The 21,299-nt window shown below is 70.7% G+C and carries 14 protein-coding genes, 1 rRNA gene and 1 pseudogene; 2 read left to right on the forward strand and 14 right to left on the reverse strand.

What is annotated here, in order from left to right:
• Window positions 1–446: 446 nt before the first annotated feature.
• The 10 genes and pseudogenes from BLV76_RS18900 to argC form a co-directional block, all read right to left on the reverse strand.
• Window positions 447–1,961: ribosomal RNA gene (locus BLV76_RS18900) — 16S ribosomal RNA — on the reverse strand.
• A 493-nt stretch (window positions 1,962–2,454) separates the two neighbouring features.
• Window positions 2,455–3,021 carry a DNA-3-methyladenine glycosylase gene (locus BLV76_RS18905; protein WP_090971134.1) on the reverse strand — a complete coding sequence of 189 codons (567 nt, stop codon included), beginning with the start codon at window positions 3,019–3,021 and terminating at the stop codon, window positions 2,455–2,457.
• Entirely contained in the window at window positions 3,005–4,435 is a 1,431-nt protein-coding gene (argH, locus tag BLV76_RS18910; protein WP_090971136.1) for an argininosuccinate lyase, read from the reverse strand. The genes BLV76_RS18905 and argH overlap by 17 nt, the downstream gene beginning before the upstream one ends.
• On the reverse strand, window positions 4,435–5,889 hold the full coding sequence (argG, locus tag BLV76_RS18915; RefSeq protein ID WP_090971138.1) for an argininosuccinate synthase: 1,455 nt from the start codon (window positions 5,887–5,889) through the stop codon (window positions 4,435–4,437). Before argG ends, argH begins: the two co-directional genes overlap by 1 nt.
• Window positions 5,886–6,428: an arginine repressor gene (locus BLV76_RS18920; RefSeq protein WP_175539753.1), complete on the reverse strand. Its 543-nt coding sequence runs from the start codon at window positions 6,426–6,428 to the stop codon at window positions 5,886–5,888. Before BLV76_RS18920 ends, argG begins: the two co-directional genes overlap by 4 nt.
• Window positions 6,425–7,351 (reverse strand): ornithine carbamoyltransferase, encoded by a 927-nt coding sequence (gene argF / locus BLV76_RS18925; RefSeq protein WP_090971140.1) that lies wholly within the window; start codon window positions 7,349–7,351, stop codon window positions 6,425–6,427. The genes BLV76_RS18920 and argF overlap by 4 nt, the downstream gene beginning before the upstream one ends.
• Window positions 7,348–8,544 (reverse strand): acetylornithine transaminase, encoded by a 1,197-nt coding sequence (locus BLV76_RS18930; protein ID WP_090971142.1) that lies wholly within the window; start codon window positions 8,542–8,544, stop codon window positions 7,348–7,350. Before BLV76_RS18930 ends, argF begins: the two co-directional genes overlap by 4 nt.
• On the reverse strand, window positions 8,541–9,500 hold the full coding sequence (gene argB, locus BLV76_RS18935) for an acetylglutamate kinase (RefSeq protein WP_217630513.1): 960 nt from the start codon (window positions 9,498–9,500) through the stop codon (window positions 8,541–8,543). The genes BLV76_RS18930 and argB overlap by 4 nt, the downstream gene beginning before the upstream one ends.
• 5 nt (window positions 9,501–9,505) lie before the next feature.
• Window positions 9,506–10,657 (reverse strand): bifunctional glutamate N-acetyltransferase/amino-acid acetyltransferase ArgJ, encoded by a 1,152-nt coding sequence (gene argJ / locus BLV76_RS18940; protein ID WP_090971145.1) that lies wholly within the window; start codon window positions 10,655–10,657, stop codon window positions 9,506–9,508.
• Window positions 10,654–11,687, reverse strand: a pseudogene (gene argC / locus BLV76_RS18945) (N-acetyl-gamma-glutamyl-phosphate reductase). Before argC ends, argJ begins: the two are co-directional and overlap by 4 nt.
• An 85-nt stretch (window positions 11,688–11,772) precedes the next feature.
• On the opposite strand from argC, the gene BLV76_RS18950 reads away from it, so the two are divergent.
• The gene (locus tag BLV76_RS18950; protein WP_090971147.1) at window positions 11,773–12,576 is read left to right on the forward strand and encodes a maleylpyruvate isomerase N-terminal domain-containing protein; all 804 of its coding nucleotides are present in this window, start codon (window positions 11,773–11,775) and stop codon (window positions 12,574–12,576) included.
• A gap of 71 nt (window positions 12,577–12,647) precedes the next feature.
• Entirely contained in the window at window positions 12,648–14,090 is a 1,443-nt protein-coding gene (locus BLV76_RS18955; RefSeq protein WP_090971149.1) for a calcium-binding protein, read from the forward strand.
• A 75-nt stretch (window positions 14,091–14,165) separates the two neighbouring features.
• On the opposite strand, the gene pheT is transcribed toward BLV76_RS18955, so the two are convergent.
• The 4 genes from pheT to BLV76_RS18975 all read right to left on the reverse strand — a co-directional run bounded on the left by pheT (window position 14,166) and on the right by BLV76_RS18975 (window position 21,258).
• Entirely contained in the window at window positions 14,166–16,652 is a 2,487-nt protein-coding gene (gene pheT, locus BLV76_RS18960; protein WP_090971151.1) for a phenylalanine--tRNA ligase subunit beta, read from the reverse strand.
• 18 nt (window positions 16,653–16,670) lie between these two features.
• Window positions 16,671–17,768: a phenylalanine--tRNA ligase subunit alpha gene (gene pheS, locus BLV76_RS18965; protein WP_090971153.1), complete on the reverse strand. Its 1,098-nt coding sequence runs from the start codon at window positions 17,766–17,768 to the stop codon at window positions 16,671–16,673.
• A 155-nt stretch (window positions 17,769–17,923) separates the two neighbouring features.
• Window positions 17,924–20,536 (reverse strand): DUF4153 domain-containing protein, encoded by a 2,613-nt coding sequence (locus BLV76_RS18970; RefSeq protein ID WP_090971155.1) that lies wholly within the window; start codon window positions 20,534–20,536, stop codon window positions 17,924–17,926.
• Window positions 20,533–21,258 carry a response regulator transcription factor gene (locus BLV76_RS18975; protein ID WP_090971157.1) on the reverse strand — a complete coding sequence of 242 codons (726 nt, stop codon included), beginning with the start codon at window positions 21,256–21,258 and terminating at the stop codon, window positions 20,533–20,535. The genes BLV76_RS18970 and BLV76_RS18975 overlap by 4 nt, the downstream gene beginning before the upstream one ends.
• Between the last annotated feature and the right edge of the window lie 41 nt (window positions 21,259–21,299).

Raw genomic sequence — 21,299 nt, forward strand, 5'->3', positions numbered from 1 at the left:
AAGGAGCAGACCAGCAACACCACCAGCTCCCTCAAGACAAGGAGGAACCGGTGGCAACACACATACATCACGACCAACACGCCCCAGACCAGCCAAAACCGGCCAGGACCGTCAATCGCGAAAGATGCTCGCGTCCACTATGCAGATCTCAAACAACAACCCCACCAACCCCCTCAGACACGCAACGCGCACCCTCAGACGAAGAAGGACATCCAGAAGCACCAACCGATGACGGCTGATTCTTCAGGACCCAACAGTGTGTTCAACCACGTCCCCACCAACGTGGGACCCATGACCAGGCGACCACCACCACACCACAGCAGTGAGCTGCAGCATGATCGAGGACCTGACAGTCGACGTTCCACTAGTGAGACACCACCATGCGCCACCAGACATCACTGGACCTTGTGGCCAGCTAGCTGATGGTCGGGGCGTGTGCTCCTTAGAAAGGAGGTGATCCAGCCGCACCTTCCGGTACGGCTACCTTGTTACGACTTCGTCCCAATCGCCAGCCCCACCTTCGACGGCTCCCTCCACAAGGGTTGGGCCACCGGCTTCGGGTGTTGCCGACTTTCGTGACGTGACGGGCGGTGTGTACAAGGCCCGGGAACGTATTCACCGCAGCGTTGCTGATCTGCGATTACTAGCGACTCCGACTTCATGGGGTCGAGTTGCAGACCCCAATCCGAACTGAGACCGGCTTTTTGGGATTCGCTCCCCCTCACGGGATCGCAGCCCTTTGTACCGGCCATTGTAGCATGCGTGAAGCCCTGGACATAAGGGGCATGATGACTTGACGTCATCCCCACCTTCCTCCGAGTTGACCCCGGCAGTCTCCTATGAGTCCCCACCATTACGTGCTGGCAACATAGAACGAGGGTTGCGCTCGTTGCGGGACTTAACCCAACATCTCACGACACGAGCTGACGACAGCCATGCACCACCTGTACACCCCCAAAAGAAGCCCCATCTCTGGAGCGGCAGGGTGTATGTCAAACCCAGGTAAGGTTCTTCGCGTTGCATCGAATTAATCCGCATGCTCCGCCGCTTGTGCGGGCCCCCGTCAATTCCTTTGAGTTTTAGCCTTGCGGCCGTACTCCCCAGGCGGGGCGCTTAATGCGTTAGCTGCGGCACGGAATCCGTGGAATGGACCCCACACCTAGCGCCCAACGTTTACGGTGTGGACTACCAGGGTATCTAATCCTGTTCGCTCCCCACACTTTCGCTCCTCAGCGTCAGGTCATTCCCAGAGAACCGCCTTCGCCACCGGTGTTCCTCCTGATATCTGCGCATTTCACCGCTACACCAGGAATTCCGTTCTCCCCTGAATACCTCTAGTCTGCCCGTATCGAAAGCAAGCGCCGTGTTAAGCACGGCGTTTTCACTCCCGACGCGACAAACCGCCTACGAGCCCTTTACGCCCAATAATTCCGGACAACGCTCGCACCCTACGTATTACCGCGGCTGCTGGCACGTAGTTGGCCGGTGCTTCTTTACCTGTTACCGTCACTTGCGCTTCGTCACAGGCGAAAGAGGTTTACAACCCGAAGGCCGTCATCCCTCACGCGGCGTTGCTGGATCAGGCTTCCGCCCATTGTCCAATATTCCCCACTGCTGCCTCCCGTAGGAGTCTGGGCCGTGTCTCAGTCCCAGTGTGACCGGTCACCCTCTCAGGCCGGCTACCCGTCGAAGCCATGGTGAGCCATTACCTCACCATCAAGCTGATAGGCCGCGAGCACATCCCTGGCCGAAAAACTTTCCACCAACAACCATGCGGAAGTCGGTCATATCCGGTATTAATCACCGTTTCCGGTGGCTATCCCAAAGCCAGGGGCAGATTACTCACGTGTTACTCACCCGTTCGCCGCTCGAGTACCACCGAAGTGGCCTTTCCGCTCGACTTGCATGTGTTAAGCACGCCGCCAGCGTTCGTCCTGAGCCAGGATCAAACTCTCCATCGAAAACCATCAACCCCACCCACCCACCCAAAAAGGCAGAACAGACAAGGCGACTATCAATAAGAGCCACATCCATGACTGAACAAAACTAGCGAAAGACACCCCAACCAAAAGGTCAAGGCATCAGCCAGAATCATTGTCAAAGAAACCGCGACACCACACCCCAACCCAAAAAGGCCAGAGCAAACATGATGTCAACGGGGCATAACAAACTAATTCGTCGACTAATCAAACACACTGTTGAGTTCTCAAAAATCAGACGCACCCGATCCTCGCCAGCTGTGCTGGTCCGGTCGCGGGGCAACCTGCAGAAACTTACCGGGCGCGTTGTCCTGAGTCAAACTCGGAGTCTGACGCTCGGTGGTGGTCGCAGCTGGTCTCCGTTCCATCCAGCCTTCTGGCCGGGGAGCGGCGCCGCTTGCGGCGACAGAGAGAACATTAACCACACCCCGGCGGGCATGCAAAACCGGGGGTGCCTCCTCGACAAAACCGCAGGTCAGCGACCTGCGCGTGGCCGCGGGGCGGCTGGTCGGTAGACGCTGACCGTCGGATCGCCGGTGATCCAGAAGCGCCACGGCCGGTCGGCGGCGTGCCGCAGACCGACCCGTGGACCAGTCGAGATGTCCGCCGGTGACTCCCCCGCGACCAGGGTCGGCGCGGCGCCGTTGGCCGACAGGTCGATTCCGAGCGCCTGGCACAACCGCGCAGGGCCTCGCGCGAGGTCGCGGTCGGAGCTCCCGGGTCGTCGTACTCGCGCGGCGTCGATGCCGTCGACGACCTCCCCGGCGCGGAGGAGCACGGCACCCGGCTCGCCCTCCGGTCCGGTGACCAGGTTGACGCAGTGGTGCATGCCGTAGACGAAGTAGACGTAGAGACGGCCGGGCGGTCCGAACATCACGGCGTTGCGGGGCGTCGGGCCACGGAAGGCGTGCGAGCCCGGGTCGCCGGGTCCGGCGTAGGCCTCGACCTCCGTGAGGCGCAGCGAGACCCCACCGTGGGTGAGCACGGCGCCGAGGAGTCGCGGCGCGACCTCGAGCGGGTCGCCCTCAGCCCAGGCGAGCACGGTGGGCGGCGCTCGCCGTCCGGAGCTCGTCGAGCTGCTCACGCACGCTGACGGGAGCCGTACCTCCGCGTCCGGAGCGGGACGACACCGATCCCTCGACGGTGAGCACGGAGCGCACGTCCGGCGTCAGCGACGGCGAGATCTCCGCGAGCTGCTCGTCGGTGAGGTCGGGCAGGTCGCAGCCGAGCTCCTCGCAGCGGCGTACGCAGGCACCGGCCAGCTCGTGCGCGTCACGGAACGGCACGCCCTCGCGGACCAGCCACTCGGCGACGTCGGTCGCGAGCGAGAAGCCCTGCGGGGCGAGATCGGCCATCCGGGCGGTGTTGAAGGTCAGCGTGGCGACCATCCCGGTCACCGCGGGCAGCAGCACCTCGAGGGTCTGCACGGAGTCGAAGACCGGCTCCTTGTCCTCCTGCAGGTCGCGGTTGTAGGCCAGCGGGAGGCCCTTGAGCGTCGCCATCAGCCCCGACAGGTTGCCGATCAGCCGCCCGGACTTGCCGCGTGCGAGCTCGGCGATGTCGGGGTTCTTCTTCTGCGGCATGATGCTCGACCCCGTCGACCAGGAGTCGTGGAGCGTCGCGAAGTCGAACTCGCGCGTCGTCCAGAGGATGACCTCCTCCGCGAGGCGGGAGAGGTCGACGCCGACCTGGGCGGTGACGAAGGCGAACTCCGCGGCGAAGTCGCGGGAGGCCGTGCCGTCGATCGAGTTGGGCGACGAGCCGGAGAAGCCCAGCTCGGCGGCGACGGCCTCGGGGTCGAGGCCGAGCGTCTGGCCGGCGAGGGCACCGGAGCCGTACGGCGAGTCGCTCGCGACCCGGGCGTCCCAGTCGCGCAGCCGCTCGACGTCGCGCACCAGCGGCCACGCGTGGGCGAGCAGGTGGTGCGAGAGCAGGACCGGTTGGGCGTGCTGGAGGTGCGTGCGTCCCGGCATGATCACGTCCAGGTGCCCGGCGGCCTGCTGCTCGAGCACGTCGACGAGGTCGAGCACGAGCGCGGCGACGGTCCGCGCGTGGTCGCGCAGGTAGGCCCGGAACAGGGTGGCCACCTGGTCGTTGCGCGAGCGACCGGCGCGGAGCCGGCCGCCGACCTCGGGACCCACCTCCTCGAGCAGCAGCCGCTCGAGCGCGCCGTGGACGTCCTCGTCGGAGTCGGCCGGGTGCAGGTCGCCGGCGGCGTACCTCTCCCCCAGTGCCGACAGGCCGCGGAGGAGCTCGGCGTGGTCGGCATCGGTGAGCAGCCCGGCGCGGTGCAGCGCGTTGGCGTGGGCGCGCGACCCGGCGAGGTCGTAGGACGTCAGCTGCCAGTCGAAGTGCGTCGACCTCGACAGCGCCTGCAGCTCGGGGGACGGCCCGCTCGCGAAGCGGCCGCCCCAGAGCGAGCCCTCGTTGGTGGTGCCCGTGCTCGCGTCTGCCATCAGTCGGTCCCGAACTCCATCGCTGCGTTGTCGAGGGCGGTCTCGTCGACCTCGTCGTCGGCCGCCTCGATCGCCGCGGACGAGGACGACGTGGCGGCGATCCGGTCGAAGCCGCCGGCCTCGATGGCACCGTAGAGGGTGCCGTTCTCGACGAGCACCTGGCCCTGGTCGAGCGGCTGCGCGGCGTACTGCTCGAGCTTGGCACGCGAGTCGGCGATGTCGAGGTTGCGCATCGTCAGCTGGCCGATGCGGTCGGTCGGGCCGAAGGCGGCGTTGTCCGTGCGCTCCATCGAGAGCTTGTCGGGGTGGTAGGAGAACGCGGGACCGCTCGTGCTGAGCACGGTGTAGTCCTCGCCGCGCCGGAGCCGGATCGTGACCTCGCCGGTGACGAGGGAGGCGATCCAGCGCTGGACCGACTCGCGGATCATCAGCGCCTGGGGGTCGAGCCAGCGGCCCTCGTAGAGCAGCCGGCCGAGCTTGCGGCCCTCGTTGTGGTACTGCGCGACGGTGTCCTCGTTGTGGATCGCGTTGACGAGCCGCTCGTAGGCGATGAAGAGCAGCGCCATGGCGGGGGCCTCGTAGATGCCGCGCGACTTGGCCTCGATGATGCGGTTCTCGATCTGGTCGGACATGCCGAGCCCGTGGCGACCGCCGATGACGTTGGCCTCGTGGACCAGCGCGACCGCGTCGTCGTAGTGCGTGCCGTTGAGGGCGACCGGGCGTCCGTGGTCGAAGCGGATCGTGACGTCCTCGGCCTCGATCTCGACCGAGGGGTCCCAGAACTTCACGCCCATGATCGGGTCGACGGTCTCGAGGGAGACGTCGAGGTGCTCGAGCGTCTTGGCCTCGTGGGTGGCGCCCCAGATGTTGGCGTCGGTGGAGTACGCCTTCTCCTGGCTGTCGCGGTAGGGCAGGCCGTGCTCGGTGAGCCAGGCGCTCATCTCGTGGCGGCCGCCGAGCTCGGTGACGAAGTCGGCGTCCAGCCACGGCTTGTAGATGCGCAGGTCGGGGTTGGCCAGCAGGCCGTAGCGGTAGAACCGCTCGATGTCGTTGCCCTTGAAGGTCGAGCCGTCGCCCCAGATGTTGACGCCGTCGTCGTGCATGGCGCGGACCAGCATCGTGCCCGTGACGGCGCGACCGAGCGGCGTGGTGTTGAAGTAGATGCGGCCGCCGGAGCGGATGTGGAACGCACCGCAGGCCAGGGCCGCGAGGCCCTCCTCCACCAGCTGCGTCTTGCAGTCGACCGCGCGGGCCAGCTCGGCGCCGTACTGCATCGCGCGGGACGGCACGCCGCTGATGTCGGGCTCGTCGTACTGGCCGATGTCGGCGGTGTAGGTGCAGGGCACCGCCCCCTTGTCGCGCATCCAGGCGACCGCCACGGAGGTGTCGAGGCCGCCGGAGAAGGCGATGCCGACGCGCTCGCCGACGGGGAGGGAGGTGAGGACCTTGCTCACTGGGAGTCCTTTGCAGAGTCAGGGGTGATGGGTGCGTGGTGGTTGGCCAGGTCGAGGAACTGCTGCGCGAGGGCGTCGCCGCCCTGCGGGTCGCGACCGATGACCAGGACGGTGTCGTCGCCAGCGATGGTGCCCAGGATGCCGCCGAGCTCGGCCTTGTCGAACGCGCTGGCCAGGAACTGGGCGGCGCCGGGCGGCGTGCGGAGGACGACGAGGTTGGCGCTGGCCTCGGCGCTGACGAGCAGCTCTCCGCAGAGGCGGGCGAGGCGATCGCGTCCGGCGGCGCTCTCGCGGGGCGCGGAGGCCGAGCGGTCACCCCCCTCGCCGGGCACGGCGTAGACCAGGGCCCCGTCGGCGCTGCGGACCTTGACCGCGTCGAGCTCGACGAGGTCGCGGCTCAGCGTCGCCTGGGTGACCTTGACACCGTGGTCGCCGAGCAGGTCGGCGAGCTCGGTCTGCGAGCGCACCGGGTGGCTGGTGACGATGTCGATGATCCGCTGGTGGCGGGCCCGCTTGGTCAGGGGGGTCACGGCGCTCACGAGGAGCGCTCCAGGAGCCAGGTGAGCACCGCTTTCTGGGCGTGGCGACGGTTCTCCGCCTCGTCCCAGACGACCGACTGCGGACCCTCGATGACCGCCTCGGCGATCTCCTTGCCGCGGTAGGCCGGGAGGCAGTGCATGACGATCGCATCGGCCTGGGCGTGGGCGAGAAGCTCCTCGGTGACGCCGTAGGGCGGGAAGATCCGCAGCCGCTCGGCGGACTCCTCCTCGCGGCCCATGCTCACCCAGGAGTCGGTGATCACGACGTCGGCGCCGGTGACGGCCTCCGCGGGGTCGGTCGACAGCTCGATCGACCCGCCGGTGCCCTGCGCGATCTCCCGCGCCCTCGCGACGACGTCGGCGTCGGGCGTGAAGCCCTCGGGCGCGCCGATCACGACGTGCATCCCGGCGGCCGCTCCGGCGAGCACCCAGGAGTTGCCCATGTTGCAGGCTCCGTCGCCGACGAACGCGGCACGGACGCCGGCGAGCCGGCCCTTGTGCTCGCGGACCGTCTGGAGGTCGGCGAGCAGCTGGCACGGGTGGAACTCGTCGGTGAGGGCGTTGAGGACCGGCACGCCGGCGTGGTCGGCCATGGTGTCGACGTCGCTCTGGTGGGCGGTGCGCCACACGATGGCAGCGGCCTGGCGACCGAGGATGCGCGCGACGTCCTCGACGCCCTCGCGCTTGCCCATCGCGGCGAGCCCGCCGTCGACGGTCATCGGGTTGCCGCCGAGCTCGGCGATGCCGGCCGCGAACGACACCTGGGTGCGCAGGGTGGGCCGGTCGAAGACCAGCGCGACCGTGCGCGGCCCCTCGAGGGGCTTGTGGTCGAACGGCTCGGCCTTGAGCTCGTCGGCCAGGTCGAGGACCTCCAGCAGCTCCGACGGCGAGAGGTCGTCGTCGCGGAGGAAGTGGCGGATCATGCTGTGGTCTCCTGGCTCGCGATCGCCGCCCGGGCGGCGTCGAGGATCGAGGGAAGCGCTGCGTCGAGCGCGTCGAGGTCGGCGCTGGTGATGACCAGCGGCGGCACGAACCGCAGGCGGGACGGCCCGGTGGCATTGAGGATGAAGCCGGCGTCGCGACCCGCGACGACGGCCTGCGTGGCGTAGGGGCCGTCGAGCTCGGCGCCGCGCATCAGGCCGGACCCGGTGACCTCGACGACGCCGGTCTGCTTGCGCAGCAGCGCCTCGAGCTGTTGTCCCCGCTCGACGGTGGCGTCCAGCAGGCCGTCGGCCTCGATCGTGGCGAGGACCGCGAGCGCCGCGGCCGTCGCGACCGGGTTGCCGGCGAAGGTCGAGCCGTGGTTGCCCGGCTGGAGGAGCGCGGCAGCCCCGCCCCGGGCGACGGTGGCGCCGATCGGGATGCCGCCGCCCAGCCCCTTGGCGAGGGTGATGACGTCGGGCTGCACACCGTCGAGGAGCTGGTGGGCGAACCACGCCCCGGTGCGCGCGATGCCGGTCTGCACCTCGTCGAGCCACAGCAGCGCGCCGTGGGCGTGGGCGATGCGCTGGGCCTCCGCCAGGTAGTCGGCAGACGGTACGACGACGCCCGCCTCACCCTGCACCGGCTCGAGGACCACCGCAGCCACCGTCTCGTCGACGGCGGCCTCCAGCGCTGCCACGTCGTCGTACGGCACGAAGGTGACGTCGCCCGGCAGAGGCTCGAAGGGCTCGCGGTAGGCGGCCTTCGAGGTGAGCGACAGCGCACCCATGGTGCGGCCGTGGAAGGACCCCTCCGCGGCGACGACACGGGTGCGGCCGGTGCGCCGGGTGAGCTTGAGGGCGGCCTCGTTGGCCTCGGCGCCGGAGTTGCTGAAGAAGACCCGCGCCTCGTCGCCCCAGCCGAGCAGCGAGACGAGCTTCTCGGCCAGCGCGACCTGCGGCTCGGTGGCGAAGAAGTTCGACACGTGGCCCAGGGTCTGCATCTGGGCAGTCACCGCCTCGACCAACGCGGGGTGCGCGTGGCCGAGCGCGTTGACGGCGATGCCGCCGAGCAGGTCGACGTAGTCCTTGCCGTCGGCGTCCCAGACGTGGGCGCCCCGGCCCCGGACGAGGGCCAGCGCAGGTGGGCCGAAGGTGTTCATCACGGCGCCCTCGTAGCGCTGCTGGATGCTCATGACCGGTCCTCCTTCGCGTAGGGCTTGCGCATCTTGGTCGTGGCGCCGGGAAGCACCTGCGTGCCGACGCCCTCGTCGGTGAAGATCTCGAGCAGCACGGCGTGCAGCTCGCGACCGTCGACGACGGTGGCGCGCGGGACTCCCCCGGTCACGGCCTCGTAGCAGGCCCGCATCTTCGGGACCATGCCCGCGTCGAGGGTCGGCAGGAGCTCGCCGAGCGCCTCCGGGCTGATCTCCTGGATCAGGTCGTCGGAGTTGCCGTAGTCGCGGTAGAGGCCCTCGACGTCGGTGAGGACCATGAGCTTCTCGGCGCCGAGCGCGACGGCGAGTGCTGCCGCCGCGGTGTCGGCGTTGACGTTGTGCACGAGCCCGTTGACGTCGGGCGCGACCGAGCTGACGACCGGCACGCGACCGGCCTCGATCAGGTCGAGCACGGCCTCGGGACGCACCGTGGCGACCTCGCCGACGAGGCCGAGGTCGACCTCCTCGCCGTCGACAACCGTGTTCGTGCGCTCCGCCGTGAACAGACCGGCGTCCTCGCCCGAGAGCCCGACGGCGAGGGCGCCGTGCTGGTTGATCAGGCCGACGAGCTCCCGCTGGACCTGGCCGACGAGCACCATCCGGACGACGTCCATCGCCTCGGGCGTGGTGACGCGCAGGCCGCCGCGGAACTCCGACTCGATGCCGAGCTTGTCGAGCATCCGGGAGATCTGCGGACCGCCGCCGTGCACGACGACGGGCTTGAAGCCGGCGAACCGGAGGAACGCGATGTCCTCCGCGAAGGCGACCTTGAGCGCGTCGTCGATCATCGCGTTGCCGCCGTACTTCACCACGATCGTCTGGCCGTGGTAACGCTTGAGCCACGGCAGCGCGGCGGCGAGGGTGCGGGCCTTCGCCGGGTCGGGGCGGCGCGGGTTGAGGTCGGTCTCGAGCTGGTCGGGACTGCTGCTGGTCATCTCGCTCATGAGCTGTAGGCGCTGTTCTCGTGGACGTAGGCGTGGGTCAGGTCGTTGGTCCAGACGGTCGCGCGGGCGTCGCCGGACTTGAGGTCGATGGTGACGGTGACCTCGCGACCGGTGAGGTCGACCGTCGACGGGTCCTCCGCGGGGGTCGACTGCCGGCAGACCCAGACGCCGTTCATCGCGACGTCGAGGTCGGCGGGGTCGAACTGTGCCTGCGTGGTGCCGATCGAGGCGAGGACGCGGCCCCAGTTGGGGTCGTTGCCGAAGATCGCGGCCTTGAAGAGGTTGCTCCGGGCGACGCTGCGGCCCACCTCGACGGCCTCGTCCTCGCTCGCGGCGTGCAGGGTGGTGATGGCGATCTCGTGGTCGGCGCCCTCGGCGTCCTTGAGCAGCTGCATCGCGAGCTCGGTGCACGCCTGGGTGAGGGCGGCGGTGAAGTCCTCCGGCGTCGGGGTGATCCCGCTGGCACCGCTGGCCAGGACGGTGACGGTGTCGTTGGTGGACATGCACCCGTCGGAGTCCAGCCGGTCGAAGCTCACCCGGGTGGCGGTGCGGAGCGCGGCGTCGAGGTCGGCGGCAGGGACGACGGCGTCGGTGGTGATGACGACGAGCATCGTGGCGAGCTGGGGCGCGAGCATCCCCGCACCCTTGGCCATGCCGCCGATCGACCAGCCGGCGCCCTCGACGACGACGTTCTTGCTCACCGAGTCGGTGGTCATGATCGCCTCGGCCGCGCTCGGGCCGCCGTCGTGCGCGAGACCGGCAGTGGCCGCCTCGACGCCGGCGAGGAGGTCGTCGCGGTCGTTGGCGAGTCCGATCAGGCCGGTCGAGCAGACGACGACGTCGATCGCCCCGATGCCGAGGCCCTCGGCCACCTTCTCCGCCACGGCGTGCGTGGTCTGGAAGCCCTCCGGGCCGGTGTAGCAGTTGGCGCCGCCGGAGTTGAGGACGACGGCCTTGACCGTGCCGTCCTTGACGACCTCCTGGCTCCACAGGACCGGGTTGGCCTTGCAGCGGTTGGCGGTGAAGACGGTGGCCGAGTCGAACGTGGGGCCCTGGTTGACGACGAGGGCGAGGTCCTTGGCGCCGGTGGACTTGAGTCCGGCCGCGACGCCGGCGGCGGTGAAGCCGCTGGGGTGGGTGACGCTCATGGTGCGATTCCGATCGTGGAGAGCCCGGTGGCCTCGTCGAGGCCCAGGGCGAGGTTCATGCACTGGACGGCGGCGCCGGCGGTGCCCTTGGCCAGGTTGTCGACCACGGCCACCGCCACGAGTCGTCGTACGCGCTCGTCGACGGCGACCTGCACCTGGACGGCGTTGGAGCCGAGCACGGACTGGGTCTGGGGCCACTGGCCCTCGGGGAGCAGGTGCACGAACGTCTCGTCGGCGAAGGCCGTCGCGTAGGCGCTCCGGACGTCCTCGTCGGTGACGCCGCCGAGGAGCGGCGCCTGGACCGTGGCGAGGATGCCCCGGGACATCGGGACGAGGAGCGGCGTGAAGCCGACCCTGACCGGCGAGCCGACGACGCCGCTGAGGTTCTGCACGATCTCGGGGGTGTGCCGGTGGGTGCCACCGACTCCGTAGGCGCTGGCGTTGCCCATCACCTCGCTGCCGAGCAGCTGCGGCTTGGCTGCCTTGCCGGCGCCACTGGTGCCGGAGGCCGCGACGACCGTGACGTCGGGCTCGACCAGGCCCGCGGCGATCGCCGGGAAGGCCGCCAGCGTGGACACGGTCGGGTAGCACCCCGGCACGGCGATCCGGCGCGCGCCGCGCAGCAGGTCGCGCTGGCCGGGAAGCTCGGGCAGGCCGTAGGGCCAGGAGCCCGCGTGCTCGCCGCCGTAGAAGGCCTGCCACTCCCCAGGGTCGGTGAGTCGGAAGTCGGCCCCGCAGTCGATGACGACCGTGTCGTCGCCGAGCGCCTGCGCGATGGCGGCGGACTGCCCGTGAGGCAGGCCGAGGAAGACGACGTCGTGGCCCGAGAGCGCCTCGACGGTGGTGTCCTCGAGGACCCGGTCGGCGAGCGGGAGGAGATGGGGCTGGAGCGCGCCGAGCTTCTCGCCCGCGTTGGAGCCCGCGGTCAGCGTGCCGATCTCGACGCCGGGGTGGCCGAGCAGGAGTCGGAGGACCTCGCCCCCGCGTACCCACTGGCTCCGGCGACGGCTACTGATGCGGACATGTGCATGACTATACAGAGGTCTGCATGTCGTGTCGCATCCGGGGGCGATAACCGCAGGCGTGTCGTGGGTCCGCTCCCCTACGGTGCAGGAGTGACCCGTCTTCCTGCCGACGACTATCGCACGCACCTCCGCTCGGAGTCCCTCCGGTTCCGCGAGGTGATGGCCGGCTGCGATCCGGCCGCACGCGTCCCGGCGTGCCCGGACTGGGACGCCTCCGACCTGCTCTGGCACCTCGCCACCGTGCAGCGTTGGTGGGCCACCGTGCTCGCCGCACGTCCGGCGCAGCCCGAGGACGTCCCGCCGCCTCGGCCCTCGACCTACGACGGGCTGCTGGCGGCCTTCGACGAGTGGTCGGCCGCGCTGTCGGCCGTGCTCGACGAGGCGGACCCTCGCGAGGAGGCCTGGAACTGGTCGAGCGACCACACGGTCGGCTTCGTCCTGCGGCGCCAGGCGCACGAGGCGCTCGTGCACCGGGTGGACGCCGAGCAGGCTGCCGGTCTCGGCTCGGCCCTGGACCCGGTGCTCGCCTCCGACGGTGTGCACGAGTGCCTCGACGTGATGTACGGCGGGTGCCCGCCGTGGGGGCGCTGGGCGCCCGGCGAGGACCTGGTCCGTGTCGACGTGACCGACACGGGGACGTCGTACTGGGTCCGCTTCGGGCTGTTCTCCGGCACGGATCCCGAGAGTGGGACGACCTACGCCGACGAGGAGGACTTCCACGTCGTGGAGGCACCCGGCGGCGAGGACGCGGAGCCCGACGTCGTCGTCGACGGCACCGCTGAGTCCCTCGACCTGTGGCTGTGGAGCCGGGGCGACGACGGCGACATCTCGGTCGCCGGTGACCCCGGCGTGCTGGCGCGGTTCCGGGCGATCGTCGCCTCGCCGATCAACTGATCGACAACCTTCGGGGCCGCTCGTGCGTCTCCCGAGGCGTACGCACCGCGCCCGTCTCGGAGGTCACCTGCATGAAGCCCGGACCAGTCGCCCTCGCCCTGTCCGCCTTCGCACTCGCCGCGCTGGTCCAGGTGGCCCCGGCGAGCGCCGAACCAGCCACCTGCCAGGGGATGCCGGTGACCACCCAGGGCGACACCGGCACCGACGGTGACGACGTCATGGTCGTGGGGCCGGGCCAGAAGTCCGTGACCACCGGCGCCGGCGACGACATCGTGTGCATCCGACTCACCGAGGATGACGACGTCAAGCGATACCTCTTCCTCGACACCGGTCCTGGTGACGACGCCGTCCGCAACGAGACGACGTCCAGCCCCCGGGGCGTGACCGTGATGCTCGGTGCCGGAGCCGACACGTTCGTGGGCAGCGACTCGGACGAGACGGTCTATGCCGGACCGGGACTCAGCGGTGGCACCAGCGACACGGAGATCGACGTGATCGACGCGGGCGGCGGTGATGACTACGTGGCCACCGGCTCGGAGGCGTCGGGCGCGACGAATCCCGACGTCGTCGCCACTGGACCCGGCGACGACCGGGTCGAGTGGGCGGGGCAGCAGGTCACGGGCTCACTGGACCTCGGTGACGGCAGCAACTACCTGACCCTGGCCGAGGGCTGGGTGGGCGACGTCGCGATCGATGCCCCGAGCGCGACCGTCACGGCAGCGGGCACCACCGTGCTGCGCTGGTCCGGCCACGTGGCCGACTACCAGCTGAGGTTTCCGAACCTGCGGACGTCCTTCGTCGGCACGGACGCGGACGAGAGGGTCACCTACTGGCCCGAGGTCCGGACGGACGACGGCAGCAGCAGCGTGCCCCTCGACCCCGACCGGCGACTGGAGGTCGACCTGCGGGGCGGGGACGACCGACTGGACCTGTGGGAATCGGCGAGCGGGTCCATGACCGGCGGCGCTGGGCGCGACATGCTGCACGGCGGTGGCTGGTGCCGCGCCTCGAAGGTCCGGCTCGGATCCACCTACGACTGCGAGGTAGGTCGGGGCGCGACCGTCCACTTCTCCTCGACGATCGACGCCTGGGAGAAGGCTGTCGTGCTGGCCGACGAGGTCGACGTGGTCGGCACCAGCGGCCCCGACGTGATCAAGGTCGGCGGCCAGACCCGGGTCCGCCTCGACGGGCGCGGAGGTGACGACGTCCTGACCACCATCGGGTCGGCGGGCGCCGGCCGCAACCCGCGACCTGCGGTGGTCCGAGGAGGCGCCGGCGACGACGAGCTCCGCGGGGGTCACCTCGCCGACCGGCTCGTGGGCGGGCCGGGTGCCGACCTGGTCCGAGGCAACGGGGGCGACGACGTCGTGCTGGGCGGCGCCGGTCGCGACCGCATGTTCGGCGGCAAGGGAGATGACACATTGCTGGGCGGACCCGGGCGGGACCGGGCCGATGGCCAGAAGGGCCGGGATCGCTGCGTTGCCGAGATCCTGCATTCCTGCGAACGGCGCTGACCTGCGACAACATGCGGACTGGCCCGTGAGTCTCCTGGAGACTCACGGGCCAGTGTCGCGTCGGGCGGGTGCCGCTCAGGCGCGCTGCACGGCTCCCGTGCGCTCGGCCGCTCGGGCGACGGCAGCATCGCGCGCGGCGGCCGACTCACCCTCCTTGAGCGTGCGGTCGGCGGCGCGGAAGCGCAGGGCGTAGGCCAGGGACTTCTTGCCGTCGCCCACCTGCTCGCCCGTGAAGAGGTCGAACAGCCGGATCGACTCGAGCAGCTCGCCGGCGCCCTCGCGCAGCGCCGACTCCACGTCGGCAGCCGGGACCGAGTCGTCGACGACGAGGGCGACGTCCTCCTTGGCGACCGGGTACGACGAGAAGGTCGGCGCCTGGCGCAGGTGGACCGCCTTCTCGATGAGCAGGTCGAGGTCGACCTCGGCGGCGACCGTGCGCTTCGGGAGGCCGAAGGCCTGGCAGACGGTCGGGTGCACCTCGCCGGCGTGGCCGACCACCTCGCCGTCGACGGAGAGCTCGGCGCAGCGACCGGGGTGCCACGGGGCCACCTCGGCCGAGGTCGCAGTCACCTCGAGACCGAGCGCGTCAGCGACCGAGCGGACGGCGTCGACCGCGTCGGCCCAGGTGGTCGGACGCGCGTCGCCCCACCAGCCGTCGGTGGCGGCGTCGCCCGCGGCCACGAGCGCGAGGTGCAGCGGCTGCGCGGGCAACGCCGCGTCGAGCGCCGCGAACTCGGCCTCGGTCGGGCGCCGGTCGACCGGGAGGATCGCGGCCGCGCCGGAGTCGCGCGGCAGGGTGACCGTGGCGGTCTCGAAGATCGCCACGTCGGCGTTGCCGTGCCCGACGTTCTTGCCGGCCGTGCGGAGCAGGCCGGGCAGCAGCGTCGTGGTCATGAACCCGGCCTCGGCGCTGAGCGGGTTCGACAGCCGGAGGAGGTCACGGCGCGGATCCTCGGCGGGCAGGCCGAGGTCGTCGAGGTCGGTCTCCCCCACGAACGGGAAGTTCACGACCTCCACGAAGCCGTCGCCGGCCATGGTGCGACCGATGCGTCGGCGCAGCTGCTGGGCGCGGGTGAGCCCGCGACCGGACGGCGGCGTCGGCAGGACCGAGGGGACCCGGTCGTAGCCGACGAGCCGGATGACCTCCTCGGAGAAGTCCTGCGCGTCGGTGAGGTCGGGTCGCCACGGCGGCGGGGTGACGGTCAGGGTGCCCGAGCCCTCCACGACGCAACCGACCGCGCGGAGCGCCTCGATGCTGCGCTCCTCGGAGATCGGCATGCCGGACACCCGCTCGGCGAGGTGACCGGGCACGTCGACCACGGGCATGGCGGGCGGGGTGCCCACCACGGTGACTCCGGGGTCGGCCTGTCCGCCGCCGTGCTCCACCAGCAGCTCGACGACCCGGTCGGCGGCCGCCTCGCAGATCGTCGGGTCGACCCCGCGCTCGTTGCGCTTGCCGGCCTCGGAGGTGATCTTGTGCCGTCGCCCGGTGCGGAACATCGAGACCGCGTCCCAGTGGGCGGACTCGACGAGGATCGAGGTCGTGGACCCTGACATCTCCGTGGTCTCGCCGCCCATGACGCCACCCAGGCCGATGATGCCGGAGTCGTCGGTGACGACGAGGTCGGCGGCGTCGAGCGTGCGCAACGTGTTGTCGAGGGTCGTCAGCGTCTCGCCGTCGCGCGCACGTCGTACGACGATCGCGCCCTGCAGCTTGTCGGCGTCGTAGCCGTGGATGGGCCGACCGGTCTCGAGCATGACGTAGTTGGTGACGTCGACCGCGAGCGAGATCGGGCGCATCCCGGCGGCGGTGATCCGCTGGACCATGAAGTCCGGCGTGGAGGCGGTCGGGTCGAAGCCGGTGACCTTGCGAGCCACGAAGACCGGGCAGCCGGCGGCGTCCTCGACGACGACCGGGTGGCCGACGGCGTTGGCGGCAGGCGTGTCGCGGATCGCGGGGTCGCGAAGGTTGCTGGCTCCGTCGACCGACACCAGCACCTCCCGGGCGATGCCCCGCAGCGAGAGCGCGTAGGCGCGGTCGGGGTTGATCTCGAACTCGATGGTCTCCTCGTCGAGGCCGAGGACGGGACGGACGTCCTGACCGGGCGTGCCGGCGTCCGCGGGCAGCACGATGATGCCGTCGTGGTCGTCGCCGAGGCCGAGCTCGCGCGCTGAGCAGATCATGCCCGCGGACATGTGCCCGTAGGTCTTGCGCGCACCGATCTCGAAGCCGCCGGGCAGCACACCGCCGGGCAGCACCGTGACCACGAGGTCACCGGGCGCGAAGTTGTGCGCTCCGCAGACGATCCCCTGCGGCTCGCCGGTGCCGTTGGCGTCGCCGACGTCGACGGTGCACCAGTTGATCGTCTTGCCGTTCTTCTGCGGCTCGGGCTCCATCGTCAGCACGCGGCCGATCACCAGCGGACCGGTGATGTCACGGCCGGGGCTGACGATCGCCTCGAGCTTGAGGCCGGTCAGCGTCAGCCGGGCGGTGAGGTCGTCGGTCGTCGTGCCGGCGGGTACGTCGACGTGGTCGAGGATCCAGGACTTGAGGGCTTTCATGGCTCAGATCTCTCCCACTCAGATTTCACTGCCGAAGGAGCTGGAGAACCGCACGTCCCCCTCGAACAGAGGACGCAGGTCCTCGAGGTTGTGTCGGAACATGAACGACCGGTCGATGCCCATGCCGAAGGCGAAGCCGCTGTAGACCTCGGGGTCGACGCCGCAGGCAACCAGGACGCGCGGGTTGACCACGCCGCAGCCGCCCCACTCGATCCAGCCCTCGCCACGGCAGGTGCGGCACGACTCGGGGTCGACGTTGCGGCACACGAAGCAGAGCACGTCGACCTCGGCGGACGGCTCGGTGAAGGGGAAGTAGGACGGGCGGAACCGCGTGCTGATGCCGTCACCGAACAGCTGCGAGGCGAAGTGGTCGAGCGTGCCCTTGAGGTGGGCCATGGTGATGCCCTCGTCGACCACGAGCCCCTCGACCTGGTGGAACATCGGCGAGTGCGTGGCGTCGTACTCGTCCGTGCGGAACACACGACCGGGGCACACGACGTAGATCGGGGGCTTGCGGGTCAGCATGGTGCGCGCCTGGACCGGCGAGGTCTGGGTGCGCAGCACGACGTGGTGGTCGGCCGGCTCGGTCCAGAAGGTGTCCTGCATCGTGCGGGCCGGGTGGTCGGGGCCCAGGTTGAGCGCGTCGAAGTTGAGCCACTCGGCCTCGACGACCGGGCCCTCGGCGACCTCGTAGCCCATGGCCACGAAGAGGTCGGCGATCAGCTCCGACTGCAGCGTCAGCGGGTGGCGGCTGCCGCGGCGACGGCGGGTGGTCGGCAGGGAGACGTCGACCGTCTCCTCGACGAGCATCCGCTCCTCGTGCTCGGCCTCGAGCACGGCCTGACGGGCGGCGAGCGCCTGGTTGATCGCCCCGCGGGCCTGGCCGATGCGCTGGCCGGCCTCCTTGCGGGCCTGGGGCGGGAGGGCGCCGATCTCGCGGTTCGCGAGGGCGATCGGCGACCGGTCTCCTGCGTGGTCGAGGCGGACCTGCTTGAGCGCGTCGAGGTCGGTGGCGGCGGCGATCGCGGCGAGCGCCGCCTCACGCATCTCCTCGACCTGCTCGGACTTGAGCGGGGTCACTTCGACAGGGTCGTAGTCGGTGTTGGGGCCGGACATGGCTCCCTTTCCAGCGGTGGCATGACGTCGCCGCAGAGTCTAGAAGTGGATGAGCGTCGGGTCGGACGGGGACTCCCCGGACCCGGTGACGTCAGCTGCCCGTCGGACCAGGTCCGGGGCGCTGAAATCGCAAGCTCGTGTCCACGACGGCGATGCTACTCCTCGAACGCCGCCCAGACCCGATCGCACGGATCGACCGGCGGCTGCTGGCCCACCGTGCTCGCGCGGGGCTCGCGGACCGGCAGCAGCCCGAGGTCGGTGAGCGGACCCTCGGCGCGGGCTCGCCCGAGGTTCCACGCGCGGGGGTCGTCCAGCGTCTGGGCGTTCATCGAGTTGTAGGGCAGGAGGTCCAGGACGCAGCGGGCGACCTCCGTGGGCAGCCGATCCGCGATCACCGGCGTCGCGTCGGCGGACAGCCCCTGGAGGTAGGAGAGGTCGAGCTTGCCGGTCACTTCGTAACGGTCGATGTTGCGCTCCGCCACCCACGCGTCGGGGTTGATCGCGGCGAGCCCGATGAGGCCGACCGCGCCGGACACGAGCGCGACGCGGGGCAGCCAGTGCGAGCGTCGCGCGACCCCCGTGACCATGATCGCGAGCACCACGAACCCCAGCCAGCCCTCGAAGACGTCGACGAAGAGCCGGAGCGTGGTGAAGCCGTACGCGTCCTGGTAGACCGCCATCCCGCGCAACGCGGACGCGACCACGAGGAGCGTGAGCGTGCAGAGCAGGCCGACCGCCCCGAAGAGCCAGCGCCGGTCGGTCGGGGTGTCGCCGGCCCGGCGCGACGCGACCCAGACGACCAGCACGGTGAGTGCGGTCGCGAGGGTCAGCTGGCCGAAGCCCTGGTGCACGAAGTCGGCATAGGTCAGGCCGGTGGTCTGCTGGATGTAGTCCTCGCCCCCGACCAGCGCACGGGCCTGGGCGGCGATGAAGACGAGGAAGACGACGTCGACCACCAGCACCGGGACCAGCCACTCGAAGCGGTTCGACAGCGCGGTCGGGCGACGGCTCCCGAGGACCTCGACGTGGGCGGGGTTGAGGGCGAGGTAGGCCGCCCCGAGGGTGGTGGCGAAGACGAAGCAGGCGAGGAAGGCCCGGCCGACGAGGTCGTTGAAGGTGAGGTTGGGGACGAGCTGGTCGACCCAGGAGCCGAACACCGGGTTGGCGCTCGCGAAGATCGTGCCGAACACGGCCAGGCCCAGCAGCGACCAGGCCGTGGTGCGGACGAGGGCGGGCGTGCGCGACCCGGTGCCCGCGATCCGCAGCGAGCGACCGAACCAGGGCAGTCCGCGCAGCGAGGCGAGCGGCCACGAGATGCCCGAGAGCAGGATGCCGGCCACGGTTCGGGCGCCGGTGACCCCGCAGAGGAAGACCGCCGTGGCCGCGACGATGCAGAGGGGGCGCAGCCACCACGCGTCGAGGAGCGTGAGCGGCAGCACGAGCAAGAGGGCGAGCCCGGCGCACAGGAGCGTCCAGGGCTCGCGGCGTCGCTGCGCCGTGGCCAGGGCGGCGGCACCGCACGTGAGGGCGACGAGGGTCCAGCTGGCGCCGACGTCGGTGAAGGACAGCGCGACGCCCGCGACGAGGCCGGCGAGGGCGGCGGCCACGACCGTGTGCAGCCCCGACGACGGGCCCTGCTCGGGCCAGAAGCGGCCGAAGAGGGAGTCGAGGCCGGGTGCGCGGACGGTCGGGGGCGCCGGGGGTGCCGGCGGTTGGGCCGGTTGCGGTGCGGTCGTGGTCATATCGGTCTCCTGGCGCAGGCCCTGGGTGGGCTCGGGTGTCGGGGAAGAGGCGGTGGGGACCTCCAGGCGCAGGCGCGCGCCGTGGCCGGAGGCCGGGTCGAGGAAGCGCAGCGTGCCGTGGTGGAGCTGGGCCACCCAGCGGGCGACGGCGAGGCCGAGGCCGGTGCCGCCGGCACCGTCGGTGCCGAATCGCTCGAAGACGCGCTCCCGGTCGGCGGGGGCGACTCCCCTGCCGTCGTCGACGACCTCGAGCCACCAGCCGTCGACGACGGCGGCACCGGAGACCCGGACGACGGTCCCGGGCGGCGCGTGGCGCAGTGCGTTGTCGAGGACGTTGACGAGCAGCTGGCGCATCCGCGCGGGATCGCCCGGCACCACGAGGTCGTCGGCCACCTCGGCCACGACGACGCCCGCGCGGCCGGCCGCGCTGACCTGGGCCACCGACTCGTCGACCAGCGCCCGCAGCCCGAGCTCCTGGCGGTCGAGGTCGACCACCCCGGCCTCGAGACGCGACAGCTGGAGCAGGTCGTCGACCAGCCTCCCGAGCCGCTGGGCCTCCTCGAGCGCGGCCGCGAGGTGGTCGGCGTCGGCGGGGACCACGCCGTCGGCGAGGTTCTCGAGGAGCGCCGTCATCGCCGTGAGCGGCGTACGCAGCTCGTGCGAGACGGTCGCGATCAGGTCGCGCCGCTCCCGGTCGACGGTCGCGAGGTCCTCCGCCATCGTGTTGAAGGCGGCGGCGAGCTGGCCGACCTCGTCGGTCGCGGACGTGCGGACCCGCCCGGAGTAGTCGCCGCGCGCCATCGCGCGGGTCACCTCGGTCATCCGGCGCAGCGGCGCGACCATGCCGGCCGCGAGGAGCTGGGTCACGCCGAGGGCGAGGGCGACGCTGACCGGCAGCACCAGCAACGGGGAGACGTGGGCGGCCGACCCGAGCAGGGTCAGCAGCACCGCGGTGACGACGGAGGCGGCGACGAGGAGCCCGAGCTTGACCTTGAGGCTCGAGACGGCGTCGAGGAGGGTGCTCATCCTGCGATCGCCTCGAGTGCATAGCCGACGCCGTGCACCGTGCGGATCCGGGCGGCGCCGACCTTGCTCCGCAGCGCCTTCACGTGACTGTCCACCGTGCGTGCCGCGCTGGCGCTCCCCCACGCGTCGCCCCAGTCCCACACCTCGCGCAGCAGGCGATCGCGCGTGAGCACCTGGCCGGCCTCGCGAGCCAGGCAGAGCAGCAGGTCGAACTCGGTCGGGGTGAGGTGGACGGGCTCGCCCGCGACGGTCGTACGCCGGGTGCCGGGGTCGATCGACAGTCCCCCGACCGTGATCGACCCCGGACGCTCCTCGGCCAGCGCCGCGGCCCGGTCCACGCGACGCAGGAGTGCCGCCACGCGCGCGACGACCTCGCGCATCGAGAACGGCTTGGTCAGGTAGTCGTCGGCCCCGACGCCCAGCCCGACGAGGACGTCGGCCTCGTCGTCGCGGGCGGTCAGCATGAGCACCGGGACCGGACGATCGGCCTGGATCCGGCGGCAGACCTCGAGGCCGTCGAAGCCGGGCAGCATCACGTCGAGGAGCACCACGTCGGGGCGCTTCACGGCTGCCAGCTCGACCGCGGCCGGGCCGTCGTAGGCCTGGACGACCCGGAAGCCCTCGGCCACCAGCCGCTGGGCCAGCGCGTCGTTGATGGTGCGCTCGTCCTCGACCACCAGGGCCGTCCTCACGGACCCGCTCGAGGAGTGCTGAGACGTCATGGCACGACCCTAGGAGCCGAGCCGGTCGGGAGGTGCGGACG

It is taken from the genome of Nocardioides exalbidus (assembly GCF_900105585.1).
Lineage (GTDB): Bacteria > Actinomycetota > Actinomycetes > Propionibacteriales > Nocardioidaceae > Nocardioides > Nocardioides exalbidus.